Annotated in this window: 17 protein-coding genes and 1 pseudogene; 11 read left to right on the top strand and 7 right to left on the bottom strand. The window is 34.0% G+C overall.

All coding sequences use genetic code 11. The features are described from left to right. Positions 1 to 399: 399 nt before the first annotated feature. The 5 genes and pseudogenes from GA0061080_RS06480 to GA0061080_RS06460 all read left to right on the top strand — a co-directional run bounded on the left by GA0061080_RS06480 (position 400) and on the right by GA0061080_RS06460 (position 3,994). Positions 400 to 1,701 (top strand): DUF4225 domain-containing protein, encoded by a 1,302-nt coding sequence (locus tag GA0061080_RS06480; protein ID WP_091122885.1) that lies wholly within the window; start codon positions 400 to 402, stop codon positions 1,699 to 1,701. A 14-nt stretch (positions 1,702 to 1,715) separates the two neighbouring features. Next, positions 1,716 to 2,042: a hypothetical protein gene (locus tag GA0061080_RS06475; protein ID WP_091122882.1), complete on the top strand. Its 327-nt coding sequence runs from the start codon at positions 1,716 to 1,718 to the stop codon at positions 2,040 to 2,042. Between the two features lie 184 nt (positions 2,043 to 2,226). Then, the gene (locus tag GA0061080_RS06470) at positions 2,227 to 2,424 is read left to right on the top strand and encodes a hypothetical protein (protein WP_065574218.1); all 198 of its coding nucleotides are present in this window, start codon (positions 2,227 to 2,229) and stop codon (positions 2,422 to 2,424) included. A 679-nt stretch (positions 2,425 to 3,103) separates the two neighbouring features. Continuing rightward, a pseudogene (locus GA0061080_RS13120) lies at positions 3,104 to 3,217 on the top strand (IS3 family transposase); the annotation flags it as partial. A 93-nt stretch (positions 3,218 to 3,310) separates the two neighbouring features. Continuing rightward, positions 3,311 to 3,994 (top strand): GntR family transcriptional regulator, encoded by a 684-nt coding sequence (locus GA0061080_RS06460; protein ID WP_091122878.1) that lies wholly within the window; start codon positions 3,311 to 3,313, stop codon positions 3,992 to 3,994. Between the two features lie 84 nt (positions 3,995 to 4,078). Here GA0061080_RS06460 and GA0061080_RS06455 read toward each other — a convergent pair whose 3' ends face one another. Continuing rightward, positions 4,079 to 4,690: a CHAP domain-containing protein gene (locus GA0061080_RS06455; RefSeq protein WP_167349194.1), complete on the bottom strand. Its 612-nt coding sequence runs from the start codon at positions 4,688 to 4,690 to the stop codon at positions 4,079 to 4,081. A gap of 146 nt (positions 4,691 to 4,836) precedes the next feature. Continuing rightward, positions 4,837 to 5,430: a CHAP domain-containing protein gene (locus GA0061080_RS06450; RefSeq protein ID WP_065635914.1), complete on the bottom strand. Its 594-nt coding sequence runs from the start codon at positions 5,428 to 5,430 to the stop codon at positions 4,837 to 4,839. 146 nt (positions 5,431 to 5,576) lie between these two features. Between GA0061080_RS06450 and yccX the strand changes: the two genes are divergently transcribed. The 5 genes from yccX (at position 5,577) to GA0061080_RS06425 (ending at position 9,201) form a co-directional block, all read left to right on the top strand. After that, complete coding sequence (yccX, locus tag GA0061080_RS06445) at positions 5,577 to 5,855, top strand: acylphosphatase (RefSeq protein WP_091122875.1); 279 nt, start codon at positions 5,577 to 5,579, stop codon at positions 5,853 to 5,855. An 82-nt stretch (positions 5,856 to 5,937) separates the two neighbouring features. Continuing rightward, complete coding sequence (gene lptC, locus GA0061080_RS06440; RefSeq protein WP_091122871.1) at positions 5,938 to 6,501, top strand: LPS export ABC transporter periplasmic protein LptC; 564 nt, start codon at positions 5,938 to 5,940, stop codon at positions 6,499 to 6,501. A gap of 3 nt (positions 6,502 to 6,504) precedes the next feature. Then, the gene (lptA, locus tag GA0061080_RS06435) at positions 6,505 to 7,059 is read left to right on the top strand and encodes a lipopolysaccharide transport periplasmic protein LptA (RefSeq protein WP_091122867.1); all 555 of its coding nucleotides are present in this window, start codon (positions 6,505 to 6,507) and stop codon (positions 7,057 to 7,059) included. Position 7,060: 1 nt separating this feature from the next. After that, positions 7,061 to 7,786, top strand: coding sequence for an LPS export ABC transporter ATP-binding protein (lptB, locus tag GA0061080_RS06430; RefSeq protein ID WP_091122864.1), 726 nt, complete (start codon positions 7,061 to 7,063; stop codon positions 7,784 to 7,786). Beyond that, positions 7,786 to 9,201, top strand: coding sequence for an RNA polymerase factor sigma-54 (locus tag GA0061080_RS06425; protein WP_091122951.1), 1,416 nt, complete (start codon positions 7,786 to 7,788; stop codon positions 9,199 to 9,201). The genes lptB and GA0061080_RS06425 overlap by 1 nt, the downstream gene beginning before the upstream one ends. A 30-nt stretch (positions 9,202 to 9,231) precedes the next feature. Here the strand turns inward: GA0061080_RS06425 and GA0061080_RS06420 are convergent, their stop codons facing one another. The 5 genes from GA0061080_RS06420 to leuA form a co-directional block, all read right to left on the bottom strand. Then, the gene (locus tag GA0061080_RS06420; RefSeq protein ID WP_091122860.1) at positions 9,232 to 9,996 is read right to left on the bottom strand and encodes a class I SAM-dependent methyltransferase; all 765 of its coding nucleotides are present in this window, start codon (positions 9,994 to 9,996) and stop codon (positions 9,232 to 9,234) included. Positions 9,997 to 10,042: 46 nt separating this feature from the next. After that, positions 10,043 to 10,645: a 3-isopropylmalate dehydratase small subunit gene (gene leuD, locus GA0061080_RS06415; protein WP_091122857.1), complete on the bottom strand. Its 603-nt coding sequence runs from the start codon at positions 10,643 to 10,645 to the stop codon at positions 10,043 to 10,045. 11 nt (positions 10,646 to 10,656) lie between these two features. After that, positions 10,657 to 12,057, bottom strand: coding sequence for a 3-isopropylmalate dehydratase large subunit (leuC, locus tag GA0061080_RS06410; RefSeq protein WP_091122852.1), 1,401 nt, complete (start codon positions 12,055 to 12,057; stop codon positions 10,657 to 10,659). Between the two features lie 156 nt (positions 12,058 to 12,213). Next, positions 12,214 to 13,293, bottom strand: coding sequence for a 3-isopropylmalate dehydrogenase (gene leuB, locus GA0061080_RS06405; RefSeq protein WP_091122848.1), 1,080 nt, complete (start codon positions 13,291 to 13,293; stop codon positions 12,214 to 12,216). A gap of 67 nt (positions 13,294 to 13,360) precedes the next feature. After that, positions 13,361 to 14,908 carry a 2-isopropylmalate synthase gene (leuA, locus tag GA0061080_RS06400; protein WP_091122844.1) on the bottom strand — a complete coding sequence of 516 codons (1,548 nt, stop codon included), beginning with the start codon at positions 14,906 to 14,908 and terminating at the stop codon, positions 13,361 to 13,363. Positions 14,909 to 15,408: 500 nt separating this feature from the next. On the opposite strand from leuA, the gene GA0061080_RS06395 reads away from it, so the two are divergent. Beyond that, positions 15,409 to 15,990, top strand: a complete 582-nt coding sequence (locus tag GA0061080_RS06395; protein WP_209435757.1) for a nitroreductase family protein — start codon at positions 15,409 to 15,411, stop codon at positions 15,988 to 15,990. Positions 15,991 to 16,050: the final 60 nt, after the last annotated feature.

Genomic DNA, 16,050 nt, shown 5'->3' with positions numbered 1-16,050 from the left:
AACACATTTCAAACAAAAAAATTAAGGGGTAAGTGTTTTTTAAATTCAACGGAAGGCAAGTAGCCTAACGAAGAATGTAATTGTTTATGATTGTACCAATAGGCATAAGCCGAAAAAGCGCGTTGTAACTCAGCCACTTAGTTGAAGTGGTTAACTCTTGTTCTTGCGGACTGCGATTATCTTTTGTTTTAAATGATTAAATGAGCCACTTTGGCTTGCTTGCGTTATCCAACGTTCCAAAGCTGATTAGGTATTGTAAATAAGTTATTGTGTTATTTTTCGGTAAGTTAAAATAAATTTACTGCTATAAAAATCGCATGGCTACAGTTTTTCCGTTGGTTTTTTAATTTATTTGATATAGTATTAATTGTTTAAAGTTTGTTAAATGGAAAGATTGTAATGAGTAAAAAAATTGCTGTAATGGGTGATGATACTACAACCGGTGGTAAAGTTATTTCGTCGTCAGTTCTAGCTTTTAACCATCTCGATGCTATAGCCTGTTTAGGGGATTATGCTTCATGTCCTAAGTGTAAAAGTTCTGGAAAAATTATTGAGGGGACTGATAAACTAATCATTGATGGCAAACCAGCTGCTTATGATGGGTGTATTATTGCTTGTGGTTGTCGGCCTATAGGTGTTAATCGAATTATTGCAACCAAAAGTCTGATATTTGTTGATGTGGCAACCTCATATTATACAAATAAGTCAAATCCTATTAATAATACATTTTCAACAATCGCGCAAAATGATATTCACACACAAATTAATTCATTAGTAGCACCAAATGAAGAGAAAACAAAGATTCGTCTTGACGCTCAAAATTTACTTGATTGTGCGCATGAAGTTTGTGAAAAACACCTTTACCATGATGATATAAAACAAGATTTCATTAACAATGTTGATGATTTCGCCACGCGCATTGTAAATCAAGTGGAAAGCGGAGCGATGAGTTATGAACAAGGCTCAGAAGCGATAAAATCTGAAGAAAAGAGTTTATTGGATCAAAGCCTGCACTGGGTAGGTCGGGGACTAAGTGTTTTAGGTGGTTTTGGCTTGATGAGGATGGGGGTTGCAATGTGCTCAACTGGTGGGGGTTGTATACTTGGCTCATATGTAGTAGCGCATGGAGTTAATAGTATTCAAGAAGGGATAACTGATGAAGATGGCTTTTTAAAATCAGTGTATCAAAATGCGGCTGAAAGATTGGGAATGTCTAAAGAGGCAGGTTCTTTGGCTTATGATTTAGTTGATATCGGTATATCCGTACATGGTAAACTTAAATTAGTTCCTAAAATTGATAAAAGTTTTGCAATTAATCAATACAATCGTGCTAATCCAGCTAAATTCAAATTATTTTATTATGGTAGAAAGGATTTGATACAAGCATATAAACAGATGAATAAATGGTTGTTAAGTTATGAACTATTGAGTGATGCTATATCATTATATGAAATTTATCAAGAGGCTGAAAATATATTAGTTAAAGATAATGAAAGTAGTGAGACAAATCTATATATTTCAAAACCGGAACAGATTGATAATATAGAGAAAATTGTAGATAGTTGTGCAATAGTAATACGTGTTACAGGTCGAGAATCTGATGCTGATGACCAACCTAATTATTCATTGTGCACGCGCTTGGATGGTACTATATATCGGCAATATTTTGATGGCCATATTGAAGAAGGTTCTATTGAATAACAGGAATAACACAGATGATTATATTGATTTACATTGCGTATTACTTTTTCTCTATTTTGCCTATTATGATTTCTTATCGTTTTAGAAAATATACAATAAGTGATTATCAATATAATAAAAAGTTGAAATGGCAAAGGCGCATCATGTTGTTTTTTAATTATGTTGCTTCAGTTGTTCAAATTATAATTGCAGGTGAACTTGAACGTATCGTTCCTTCTAATCCAGATTATCGTCCTCTTTTATTATCAGCATGTATATTTATAATTATTTATCCTTTTCCAATATCCTGGTTAGAAAGCCCAAAAGAGTATTTAACAAAGAAAAAGAAAAAATGGAAATAATAATGGATTTAGTAAAGTTAGCTTTCCACCATTAACTACTAGAGAAATAACACAGATGATTATATTGATTTACATTGCGTATTACTTTTTCTCAATTTTGCCTATTATGATTTCTTATCGTTTTAGAAAATATACAATAAGTGATTATCAATATAATAAAAAGTTGAAATGGCAAAGGTGCATTATGTTGGTTTTTAATTATGTTGCTGCAGCTGTTCAAATTATAATTGCATGTGAACTCGAACGTATCGTTCGTTCTAATCAAGATTATGGTCCTCTTTTATTATCAGCAAGTATATTTCTAATTATTTATCTTTTTCCAATATCCTGGTTAGAAAGCCCAAAAGAGTATTTAAAAAAGAAAAAGAAAAAATGGAAATAATAATGAATTTAGTGAAGTTAGCTTTCCACCATTAACAACTGTCGCATTACCTTCCAAACAAATTGTAGAAATTCCTCGCGTTGTTTACAGTAATTTGAGAAACTAATGTAATGAATATACATAAACAAACAAAACTACGCCTTATCACAGACAAGCGATATGGCCCTTATATCATAAAGAAAAAATAACGGTCACTAATTTGGCTAAACGCTTTATGGTCAGTTGCCCTACCATTAAAATCTATTGAAGATAAATTAAGACGGCAAGCTAAACGCTATAACAAAACCTATCCGGGTGAAATACTACACGTTGATACCAAAGGTTTACCTTTACTTAAAAATGAAACAAAACAGCAAACTAGAGAATATTTTCCCATTAATATCCATTTGATTTTTATTGCTTTTATACATAAACGTAGTACACTCCTGAAACTTTTTAACAAAAATCCTACTGTCTTTGTTTGTTAGATAAATGTTTGTTTAGATAAACTGCGTGATAACCAGCGAATCAATCAAAAATTGACAAAAATCACCTGCAATGGCAATTTGATGTAGGTGATGAAAAACAAATTGTTGTTGCGGATTTAACCTAATGACAAACGGTAGCGGAAGCGATATTTAAAACTATTAAAACGGAATTTGTAAAAGGCCAACGTTTCAACTAAGCGGCTGAGTTACAACGCGCTTTTTCGGCTTATGCTTATTGGTATAATCATAAACGATTACATTCTTCGTTAGGCTACTTGCCTTCTGTTGAATTTAAAAAACACTTACCCCTTAATTTTTTTGTTTGAAAATGTGTTGCCATTCCAATCAAAAAAACTTTTCTTATACCTAAAAATATCCTACTATTCTCCCTTATTTTGTTCCTTGCATAAGAATGATATATGTTTAAATCTGCCGACTTGAATATTTCAGAACCCGTTAATCAACAAATTTATCGTAAATTAAGAAAAGCGATTATTACTTGTCAAGTATTGCCTGGTGTTTTACTGTCAGAAAAAGAGATTTCTAGTCAATTTAGTGTTTCAAGGCAACCGGTTAGAGAAGCGTTCATTAAATTAGCCGAAGCGGGACTAGTGCAAATTCTTCCTCAACGAGGAACATTTGTCACAAAAATATCGATTAAAAAAGTGATGGATGGGCAATTTATTCGTGATGCTGTTGAATGTGCAATTATTAGGCAAACCGCATTAAAAATTAATGACTCAGATATTTTATTACTGCAAAAAAATATTGATGAACAAAAAGAGGCCAATAAACATAAGAATATTCAATATTTTCTAGAAAAAGATGATGAATTTCACCAAATTTTAATGAATGCAATAGACTGCCAAATGGCATGGGAAACGGTTGAAAATATTAAAGCTATGATGGATCGCGTAAGATTTCTTTCATTAGAAGAAATTTCGCCTCCCGAAGATCTTGTTAAACAGCATGAAAAAATCTTAGTAGCTTTAAAAAATCATGATCCAGATCTTGCAGTAATAGCTCAACATGAACATTTATCGGCTATTTTGGAGACTATAAAAATAGTATCAAAACAGAAGAATGAATGGTTTGTTGATTAATCTTCATTAACGATCTGAATTATTATTTTGCATATTTTCTGTTCTTATGCCACTTGTTATTGTAGTTTACTCAGATGTAGGCAATTATTTATTTTTACGTAAATACCCCAAAACACGAAAGTTATCTATTTTCCAAATTCCATCTTTAAATATGAGAGGATAAGTGGCACGGCTGCTTGCTTTTGGCCCCGGATTTTGTTGAACAATCTCAATTTCATCATCTGTTACTTTGCTAATGATAGCGACATGCCCATACTTTGAAAAACCAAAAACAATGATATCGTCAACTTGTGGTTTAGTTGGTGAACCATTATGAAATTGTAATAAATTACGTTTAGGATTAAGTTGACCATCAGGAATTGATTCATCAAAGTAACTTTTAGCATGACCATAACTATCTGGCATTTTGTGATTAAAACGTTGATAATAATAACGTTTAATAAATTCAACACATTGGTACTTTTGACCTAAGTTATAGCCGTCTTTAGTTAGATTACGACCACTAACATTACCAGTACTACCATTATAATAAACATCAACACCATTGAATTGATCAACAACTGTGCCTATTTTATCTTTATCAACTTGCATATCAAGATACACATATTGATAAAAAGCATAACCACTAAATACAGATAAAATGATGAAGAAAAAAAATAGTGTTTTTTTGTATTTGAATAATATTATATTTTTCATTATTAGAATTTATTTTCCTATTATATTGTTATAAATATTTTCCTATTAAAAACAAAATCATGCTGCTTGAACCTGAGGATCTATTAAGCTATTTTTATTAATCTATGTATTTGGGGATAATATTATTTAATAACTTATTAATTATATTACATTTTACGTAAATAACCTAAAACGCCATAATTCTCTATTATCCATTTCCCATCTTTAAAGATTAAAGGAAAAGTTGCTCTACTGTTTGCATTTGGTCCCGAATTTTGTTGCACAATCTCAATTTCGTTATCGGTTACTTTACTTACAATTGCAACATGTCCGTAACTTGTCCAATTAAGAATAATGATATCTTCAACTTTTGGTTTTGTTGGTGAGCCATTGTGGAATTGTAATAAATTGCGTTGTCGATTAATTTTGCCATCAGCAACTAATGGATCAAAGAAATCTTTTGCATGCCCATAACTATTAGGCATTTTGTGGTTAAAGCGCTGATAATAATAACGTTTGATAAATTCAACACATTGATATTTAAGGCCTAAGTTATAGCCGTCTTTAGCAATATTTCTTCCACTTACATTATAAATACTGCCGTTATAATAGACTTTCACACCATTAAATTCATCAATGACTTTTCCTATTTCTTGTTTATTAATTTCAATATTGGCAAAAGCACATGAATTAAGTGTATAGTAGCTTAACACTGATAATAACCAAAGCCAAAGGATCCCTTTTTTATATTTCAATAACATGTTTATTTCCATTATTTTAATTGTATATTATTAATTATAATCATTTATTTTTATTAAAAAAATAGAATTTAATCGAATAATAAAAATATTATTATTCATGTATGTAAAATTAAGCTTACAATTTAAAACAAAATAGGAATTATAAAATGATTAAAAAAGTTAAAATAGATATTAGTGGTCTTGTTCAAGGTGTTGGATTTCGATTTTTTACTTATCAACAAGCCCAAAAGCTTGGTTTAGTCGGCTATGTTCAAAACTTAGATAATGGTAATGTTGAAATTATTGCACAAGGTGACAGTTCACAAATAGCGAAGTTAATACAATGGATTGAAAACGGTGGACCTGCTTCATCGCGAATTTCTCATGTAAATATTTGTGAATTATCACCACAAAACAATTTAACTTCTTTTAATGTTCGATATTAATTTAATAAAAAATAAAGTAAAATATATAAAATGTTGGACATTCTAAATAATAACTTCTTATTAATGTGATATAACATATGTTATGAATAAAAAAAATCTGATCTGCCTTTTACTTATTATTATTGTTATCGGTGTTTATTACAATTATCAAAAAGGGGATGCTTCTGCAAGCAAATCTATCCCAAATACATTAGATAAGCCGATTTATCAAAGTGATGATATGTTAACAGATATTTATGACTTATCAGGTGAATTAGTCTATAAAATTGAGTCTAGTCATGTTAGGCATTTTGATAATTCAGACAATACTGAATTTGATTTACCTAATTTTACGTTTTATGATCAAGATCATTTAGCAACATGGCATATTAAAGCTAAAAAAGCGACATTAACGAATGATAAACATCTTTACCTTTATCAGGATGTTCAGTTAGATAATTTGACAAAAGACGCTCAATTAAAGCAAGTAAAAACAGATAATGCAGTGATAGATTTAACTTCACAGCTAGTTACATCAAAAGATCCTGTCATCATTTACGGGGTAGGGTTTTATTCAACAGGTATTGGCTTAGCCAGTGATTTGCATACAAAAACAGCTAATATACTTGAAAATGTAAAAACATATTATAATACTGAGGCAAAATAAAACATGAGTTCGCTAAAACAAACTGTTTTTTCATTAATTTTATTATTACCTATCTCTTTGAGTAGTTTTGCAAATGAACCTTCTAAGCAACCTACAGACACTAAAGAAGAACATAAAATATTTGCTGATAATAAACCCATTACAATTGATGCGAATAATCAACACATTGATATTGAAAAAAATATAATTACGTTTATTGGTAATGTTATCATTGTTCAAGATGGGTTAACCATAAATGCTGATAAAGTTGTTATTACCGATATGCAAGATACTGAAAAACAAAAAATTACAGCCTATGGTAATCCTGTAAATTATAAGCAAATTTTGCCAGAAAAAAATAAAATTGTAACAGGTCATTCTGCTCAAGTAATTTACAATGTAAAACAAAATAATGTTGTTTTACAAGGTAATGCTGAGTTATTTCAGCAAGATAATCATATCATTAGTAATCAGATCACTTATGATGTTAAAAAACAGCAAATACTTGCACAGTCTGGTAAAAATGGGCGAGTAAAAAGCACTATCATCCCAAATCAAGTTAAAGGGACGAATAAATAAAATGCCAATTTTAAAAGCAGAAAATCTAGCCAAAGTATACAAAAAACGACGTGTTGTTGAAGATGTCAGTTTAACAGTTAATTCAGGTGAGATTGTCGGATTATTGGGACCCAATGGTGCAGGTAAAACCACTACGTTTTATATGGTGGTTGGTATAGTGACATTAAATGCTGGTAAAATTTATCTTGATGATCATGATATCAGTATTTTACCTTTACATGAGCGAGCTCAAAAAGGCATTGGTTATTTACCGCAAGAAGCGTCTATTTTTAGAAAATTGTCTGTAATTGATAATATTATGGCAATTTTAGAAACGCGCAAAGATATTGATAAAAATGAAAAAATCAATCGTGCCGAAGAACTACTTGAAGAGTTCCATATTACGCATATTCGTGACAGCATAGGGCAATCGTTATCGGGTGGCGAAAGACGACGAGTTGAAATTGCCAGAGCATTAGCGGCAAATCCAAAATTCATTCTGCTTGATGAACCTTTTGCAGGTGTCGATCCTATTTCAGTCATTGATATCAAAAGTATCATTAAACATTTGCGTGATCGTGGATTGGGTGTATTAATAACCGATCACAATGTGCGTGAAACATTAGATGTTTGTGAACGTGCTTATATTGTCAATAAAGGACATTTAATTGCTGAAGGTTCACCTAGTGATATCTTAAGTAATGAATATGTAAAACGAGTCTACTTAGGAAATGAATTTAGGTTATGATGAAACCAAGTTTACAACTGAAAGTTTCGCAACAGCTTTCGATGACACCACAATTACAATTGGCGATTCGATTACTCCAGTTGTCAACTTTAGAACTTCAACAAGAAATTCAAACCGCTTTAGAAAATAACCCATTACTTGAAATTGCCGATCAATATGATGAAATTAACGTTGAACAACACGACGAAATTGAACACATTGACACGCGTGAAGCACTAGATAGCCAAGAAATACCTGATAATATTCCACTTGATGCATCTTTAGATGATATTTATAGTGCAGGAACTCCATCTGGAACTAACTCAGATTATCGTAATGATGAATTGCCTATCTATCAAGGCGAAACTCACGAAACATTACATGATTATTTAGAATGGCAATTAGAGCTAACGCCTTTTAGTGATACAGATAGAGCAATAGCCATTTCAATTATAGAAGCGATTGATGAACGAGGCTATTTGACCGTTTCGTTAGATGAGATTTTAGAAGAACAAGGTAATGATGAGATTGAATTTAATGAAGTTGAAACTGTTTTAAAGCGTATTTGGCATTTTGACCCTATTGGTGTTGGTGCAAGATCGCTACAAGAATGTTTATCTATCCAAATTCAAAATTTATCCCCTCCACCTTTTGTTAATCAAATAATTAATCAATATTTAGATTTATTAGCTAGCCGTGATTATAGAACCTTAAAAAAAGTATTAAATGCTAGTGATGAACAGTTAAAAGAAGCAGTCAATTTTATTCAACATTTACACCCCTATCCAGGTGAATCAATAAATACAACGCCCCCCGATTATGTACTACCTGATGTGTTAGTCAAAAAATTGAATGGAAAATGGATTGTTGAATTGAATAATGACACAATGCCAAATCTACGTATCAATCAGCAGTATGCAGCAATGGAGAAGATAGCAAATGAAAGTGATAGTCAATATATTCGCTCGCATTTGCAAGAGGCCAATTGGTTTATTAAAAGTATCGAAAATCGTAATGAAACCTTATTAAAGGTTAGCCAATTTATTGTTGAGCATCAACAAGCCTTTTTTGAACACGGTGCTGAATACATGAAGCCAATGATTTTGTCTGATGTTGCAACGGCCATTGATATGCATGAATCGACCATTTCTCGTGTAACAACTCAAAAATATCTGCATTGTCCAAGCGGAATTTATGAACTTAAATTCTTTTTCTCAAGTCATGTCAATAATGATTCAGGCGGTGAGGTTTCATCTACTGCTATCCAAGCATTAATTAAAAAATATATATCGGCAGAAAATAGTAAAAAGCCATTAAGTGATAGTAAATTAGTTTCGATGCTTGAAGAACAAGGTATTATTATTGCACGTCGCACCGTAGCAAAATACCGTGAAGCCTTATCAATTCCACCATCAAGTCAACGAAAACAGCTTTAAATGTAAAGCTGTTTATGACAACGGATCGTTTTAGATAACTTTTTCAGTTTCAATAATCATCATATCCGTAGTAAAAGAACCATCTGCTTGAAGTTCAAAATATTTTTTTGTATCGTCGGCTGCTGTTTCTTGGTAAATTCGTATCGCTTCAATCAACTGTTCAGGAGTACGCATTCGTTTAACCCATGTATCAAAAGAGAGTGTTAAACGATGACGAGTTATATTATTAATGACGAAACCCGCTTCAGTTAAAAAGGTTAACCACTCACCTGGGGTATAGTCACGAACATGTGAGGTGTCACGCATGGCTTCAACGGTTTGTAGCCAAATATCTAATACAGGGTGACCTGGTGACACAACATCCATAATAATTAATTTACCGCCAGCTTTAGTTATTCGATGAAGCTGTCGAATACTTTTGCCTACATCATGCCAATGATGAGCTGAATAACGACTAACAACAATATCAAATTGATTATCATCAAAAGGGGGATATTCAGCATAACCTTGCTTAACGGTTATATTTTGTAAATTGCGCTCTTTTGCTGTTTGCGCTACAACCGATAACATTTCATTTGAAAGATCATAGGCTGTAACATGTTTAACATATTTTGCCGCAATAAAACTGACATGGCCTGCACCACATCCCATATCAAGTAGGTTTGCCTCGGAATGCGATATAAGTAGATTAGATAAATATTCAAGATCAGGCCCTTGAGCATGTACTTTGCTAGTTAAATAGGCATTGGCTTGCTCGCCAAACTGCTGTTTTACATTGTCATGATGTGTTGCCATTGTCGATTCTCATTATTGGGCGCAAATAAGCGCCCAAAAGTTAAAGTTAAGCTAAAAATGAAGGGATTTTATGTTCAAAGTCGCTAATTGCTTCTTCATGTTGTAAGGTTAAGCCAATATTATCTAACCCATTTAACAAGCAATGACGTTTAAAAGCATCAATTTTAAATGAATATTGCTTATCGCCGGCAATGACCACTTCATTAACTAAATCTATGGTAAATTCAATGCCTTCATTGGCTTCGACAATTTTAAACAGCTCATCGATATCTTCTTCGGATAAATTAACCAATAATAACTGATTGTTAAATGAGTTATTGTAAAAAATATCGGCAAAACTTGAACCAATAATAGTTTTAAACCCATAATCGGCAAGCGCCCAAGGGGCATGTTCACGCGATGATCCACAACCAAAATTTTCACGCGTAAGTAAAATACTAGCACCTTTATAGCGTGATTTATTTAAAACAAATTCAGGATTAGGTTGCTCACCAGCATCATCTAAAAAACGCCATTCATGAAAGGCATGTTTACCAAATCCAGTGCGTGTTACTTTCTGTAAAAACTGTTTTGGAATGATTGCATCTGTATCGACATTAGCCGCATCTAAAGGAACAACTAATCCGGTATGTTTTGTAAATTTAGCCATGACAAGTCTCCTTAAAATGGTTTGCGAATATCAGTAAAATGACCAGTAATTGCTGCGGCAGCTGCCATAGCAGGACTAACTAAATGGGTTCTTGCATCGCGCCCTTGGCGACCTTCGAAATTACGGTTACTGGTTGATGCGCAGCGATCTCCCGGTGCTAATTTATCATCATTCATTGCAAGACACATAGAGCAACCTGGTAAGCGCCATTCAAAACCTGCTTCAATAAAAATTTTATCTAATCCTTCGGCTTCAGCTTGTTCTTTTACTGGTCCTGAGCCAGGAACGACCAACGCTTGCACACCTTCAGCTACTTTACGGCCTTTAGCAATTTGCGCAGCAGCTCGTAAATCTTCTATACGTGAGTTTGTACAAGAACCAATAAACACTTTATTGATCTTAATATCAGTCATTTTGGTACCAGCGGTTAATCCCATATAAGTTAATGCACGCTCTGCAGAGTGTTTTTCAATAGGATCAGCAAAATCATTAGGATTCGGTACTGTTGCATCAATTGAAGTTACTTGACCAGGATTCGTTCCCCAAGTGACTTGTGGTGCGATATCTTTTCCTTCTAACGTCACAACTGTATCAAAATGTGCACCTTCGTCGGTTTTTAGCGTTTTCCAATAAGCAACCGCTTTGTCGAAGTCTTCACCTTTTGGTGAAAATTGACGACCTTTTAAGTACTCAAAAGTCACTTCATCTGGCGCAATTATGCCAGCTTTAGCTCCCATTTCAATTGCCATATTACACAACGTCATGCGCCCTTCCATTGATAATGATTTAATAGCATCACCACAAAACTCAACTACATGACCTGTACCGCCAGCGCTAGTGGTTTTACCAATAATAGCTAATATAATGTCCTTGGCCGTAATGCCTTCAGCGACTTGCCCTTTAACTTCAATTTTCATGGTCTTAGCTCGACCTTGTTTTAAGGTTTGAGTTGCTAGCACATGCTCAACTTCGGAAGTACCAATACCAAAAGCTAATGCACCAAATGCACCATGTGTAGCAGTGTGTGAATCACCACACACAATAGTCATACCCGGTAAAGTCATACCTTGCTCAGGGCCGACTACATGGACAATACCACGTAATGGGCTTTGCAAATCATATAACGAAATCCCAAACTCTTTGGCGTTTTTTGCCAGCTCAGTTAGCTGAATGCGAGCCATTTCACTACATGCGCTAAGATCATTACTTTTTGTTGAAGTGTTATGATCCATTGTTGCAAATGTTTTGTGTGGTTGACGTACTTTACGGTTCATAGCTCGTAAACCATCAAACGCTTGTGGTGAAGTTACTTCATGCACTAAATGGCGATCGATATATAAAATAGGCGTTTCATTTGGAGCTTCATAAACGACATGCGCATCATATAATTTCTGATACAGTGTTTTTGACATTGCAGATTCCTTATTATTTTTTACAACTGGTATTAGTTTGAATCTTTGACATTATTTACTAATACTATAATCAATTGAATTAAAAAGGATACAACGAGCAGTTTATTCTGCATACTTCAATATCCTTTTACTACACATCTAATACGACTAATTCAATTAAATAAGCTTACAAATAATGTCTCCCATTTCATCAGTTGAAACGGCTTGTTCTTTTTGTGCAAGATCGATAGTACGATAGCCTTGCTCTAATGCTTTATTTACTGCTGTTTCGATAGCTGAGGCAATATCATCACGTTTAAAGCTGTAACGGACTAACAAGGCTAATGACAAAATTTGTGCAGCAGGATTAGCAATATTTTTGCCAGCAATGTCAGGTGCGCTACCACCAGCAGGTTCATATAAGCCAAAGCCTTGTTCATTAAGACTAGCAGAAGGCAACATCCCCATTGAACCAGTTATCATGGCACATTCATCGGATAATATATCTCCAAATAAATTTGAGCATAAAATAACATCGAATTGAGACGGATCTTTAACAAGTTGCATTGTGGCATTATCGATATACATATGCTCAAGCTCGATATCTGGATAGTTTTTAGCTACTTCATTAACCACCTCACGCCACAAAATTGAGGTTTGTAATACGTTGGCTTTATCAATTGAAGTTACTTTTTTGCGACGTAAACGTGCGGCTTCAAACCCCATTTTTGCAATACGCTCTATCTCAAAACGATGATAAACTTCAGTATCAAATGCTTTTTCTTGAGCACCACTACCTTCACGTCCTTTAGGTAATCCAAAATAAATACCGCCAGTTAATTCGCGCATACATAAAATATCAAATCCACGCTGGGCAATATCGGTGCGTAATGGGCAAAGATCTTCTAAGCCTTGATATAAACGAGCAGGGCGCATATTAGCAAATAATTTGAAGTGTTTACGTAGTGGTAATAACGCACCACGTTCAGGTTGCTTTTCAGGTGGTAAATTAGACCATTTAGGACCACCCACTGAACCAAATAAAATAGCGTCAGCTTTTTCACAGCCTTCAAGTGTTTCATTAGGTAATGGACAACCATGAATATCAATTGCTGCGCCGCCCACATCATATTCACTAGTAGTAATAGAAAGCTGATATTTTTGGCGGATAACATCTAATACTTTATAGGCTTGTCTCATTACTTCAGGGCCAATACCGTCGCCGGGAAGTACTGCAATATGGTAGTTTTGTGACATTTTTTATTCCTTTACAATCTAAATTAATTTTCATGTTTTGCTGTTAAACGGCAAAACAAATTATCTTTTAGTCATGATGTAATTTTTGTTTTTCTTGTGCAACTTGATTTGCTCTATACACATTATTCAATACATTAATTAAAGCCAAAGCCGATGAGTGAACGATATCGGTTGCAAGCCCAACACCATGGAACTTACGACCTTTATATTCGGCAACAATATCAACTTGTCCTAAAGCATTTTCACCTTGTCCTTTAGAAGCTAACTGATATTTTACAATCGAAATAGGCTCGCCAGTAATACGGTTGATAGCTTGATAAACAGCATCAACAGGACCGTTACCTGTTGCAGCATCAGAATACTTTTTATCACCAATTAACAAGCTAACCGAAGCGGTTGAAACAACCGTCGAACCTGATTGAACATTAAAATAATCCAAAACATAATGTTCTTTTTCATCTTTTAATTGATTGATAAATATTAATGCCTCTAAATCATAATCAAATACTTGGCCTTTTTTATCAGCTAATTCTAAAAATGCCTCATAGACTTGATCTAAGTTATAATCTTTATCGTGATAACCAAGTTCTTCTAAACGATGTTTAACGGCGGCTCGTCCTGAACGAGAGGTTAAATTTAATTGGATTTGATTTAATCCGATTGATTCAGGGGTCATAATTTCGTAAGTTTCACGATTTTTTAAAACCCCATCTTGATGAATTCCTGAGGAGTGGGCAAAAGCGTTACTACCAATAATTGCTTTATTACCCGGAATTGGCATATTAGTAATTTGGCTAACAATTTGGCTGGTACGATAAATCTCTTGGTGATTGATATTTGTGTGAACATTTAAGATATTTTGACGAACTTTAATCGCCATAATAACTTCTTCAAGTGCGGTATTACCCGCACGTTCGCCTAAACCATTCATCGCACCTTCAATTTGCCGAGCACCTTCTTGAACCGCGCTAATCGAGTTAGCCACCGACATGCCCAAGTCATCATGACAATGAACAGAGATAATCGCTTGATCAATGTTCGGGACACGTTCAAATAGGGTACGAATAATGCCACCAAATTGATAAGGGACAGTATAACCGACAGTATCTGGAATATTGATCGTTCTTGCCCCTGCTTTAATTGCTGCTTCAACGATACGACATAAGTTATCAATTGGGGTACGGCCTGCATCTTCACAAGAAAACTCCACATCATTAGTATAATTACGTGCACGTTTAATACAGTGCACAGCTCTTTCAATGACATCATCAAATGTCATTTTTAATTTATCCTTAACATGTAAGGTTGATGTTGCCATAAAAGTATGAATTCGAAACTGATCTGCAACTTTTAATGCCTCGGCAGCAACATCAATATCTTTATCAACACAACGAGACAATGCACAAACACAGCTATCTTTAATGGTCTTAGCAATCGTTTGGACTGATTCAAAATCACCGGGAGATGAAACAGGAAAGCCAACTTCTATCACATCGACCCGCATTCGCTCCAAAGCAAGCGCTATTTGTAACTTTTCTTTAACGCTCAAACTTGCTTGTAATGCTTGTTCACCATCGCGTAACGTTGTATCAAAAATAATGACTTGATCGCTCATTGTTTTTCCTTTTATATATTTTAGCGGTATCTCGGTATTTCAAGTTAAAAAAACAAAAAACCCGCACTTTAGCGCGGGTTCTTGTTAATTTGTTGAGTTGTTTATTTAACTACTTCTTCTTACTCCACACACAAGCTATCCGCGCAAGTTGATGCGAGGAGGAGGCTGAGGTCGAGTGATAAATAGTTAACAAACATAAAAATCTCTATTTTAATTGTAATTAATATAGACTAAAACTGATGATATTTTTACCAAATGATATTAGTGGTGTCAATGATTATTTGCAGTCAATCTTAATGTATTCTATTTTTATTAAAATAAAGTACTCAATGCGAATAAGTATTGCTTCACTATTTGACAAATCTATTAAAATAATAAGTTGAGACATAATGAAACCGAATTATAATGGTGAAAAGAATAACTCACGAGGGCATAATAATGAACATAGTTGATATTTCTCAAAAACGCTACACTACCAAACATATGATCCAACAAAAAAGATTCCTGCTGATAAGATTGAACAATTATTAACTGTTTTAAGAAACAGCCCATCATCAGTTAATTCACAACCATGGCATTTTTATGTTATAGATAACGACGCGGCAAAAAATAAAATTTTACCGGCTATACTTGAATTTAATCAACCAAGAGTGACTGGCGCCTCGCACACTATTGTCTTTTGTATTAAAACACCATTAGACGAAGCCCATCTAGTTAACCTACTCAATCAAGAAGATAAAGACGGTAGATACCCTTCAACCGATCTTAAGCAAGCACAAGCTCAAGGTCGTCGGCACTTTGTAAAGCTCAATAGCGCAACATCCGAATTGCAACAGTGTTGGGAAAGTAAACAAGCTTATCTAGCATTGGGACAACTGCTTTTTGCAGCAGTGGCAATTGGTATCGATTCAACGGCCATTGAAGGATATGATGCGCAAAAAATGGACGATATTTTAGACCTCAAAAGCAAAGGGCTTAAAAGTATTATTGTAGCCACATTAGGCTATCGAGCCGAAAATGACGGCAATGCGCATCGACCAAAATCACGCCTACCTAAAGAACAAATTTTTACGTTTTTATAAAATAACTTGAAATGTCCTCCGTCTGAATTGAGCTAAATGCGGAGGATATTTTTGATTTAT

It is taken from the genome of Gilliamella intestini (assembly GCF_900094935.1).
GTDB classification, from domain to species: domain Bacteria; phylum Pseudomonadota; class Gammaproteobacteria; order Enterobacterales; family Orbaceae; genus Gilliamella; species Gilliamella intestini.
Note: the sequence above shows the minus strand (reverse complement) of the source record. Positions and strands in the feature narration are given on the sequence as shown.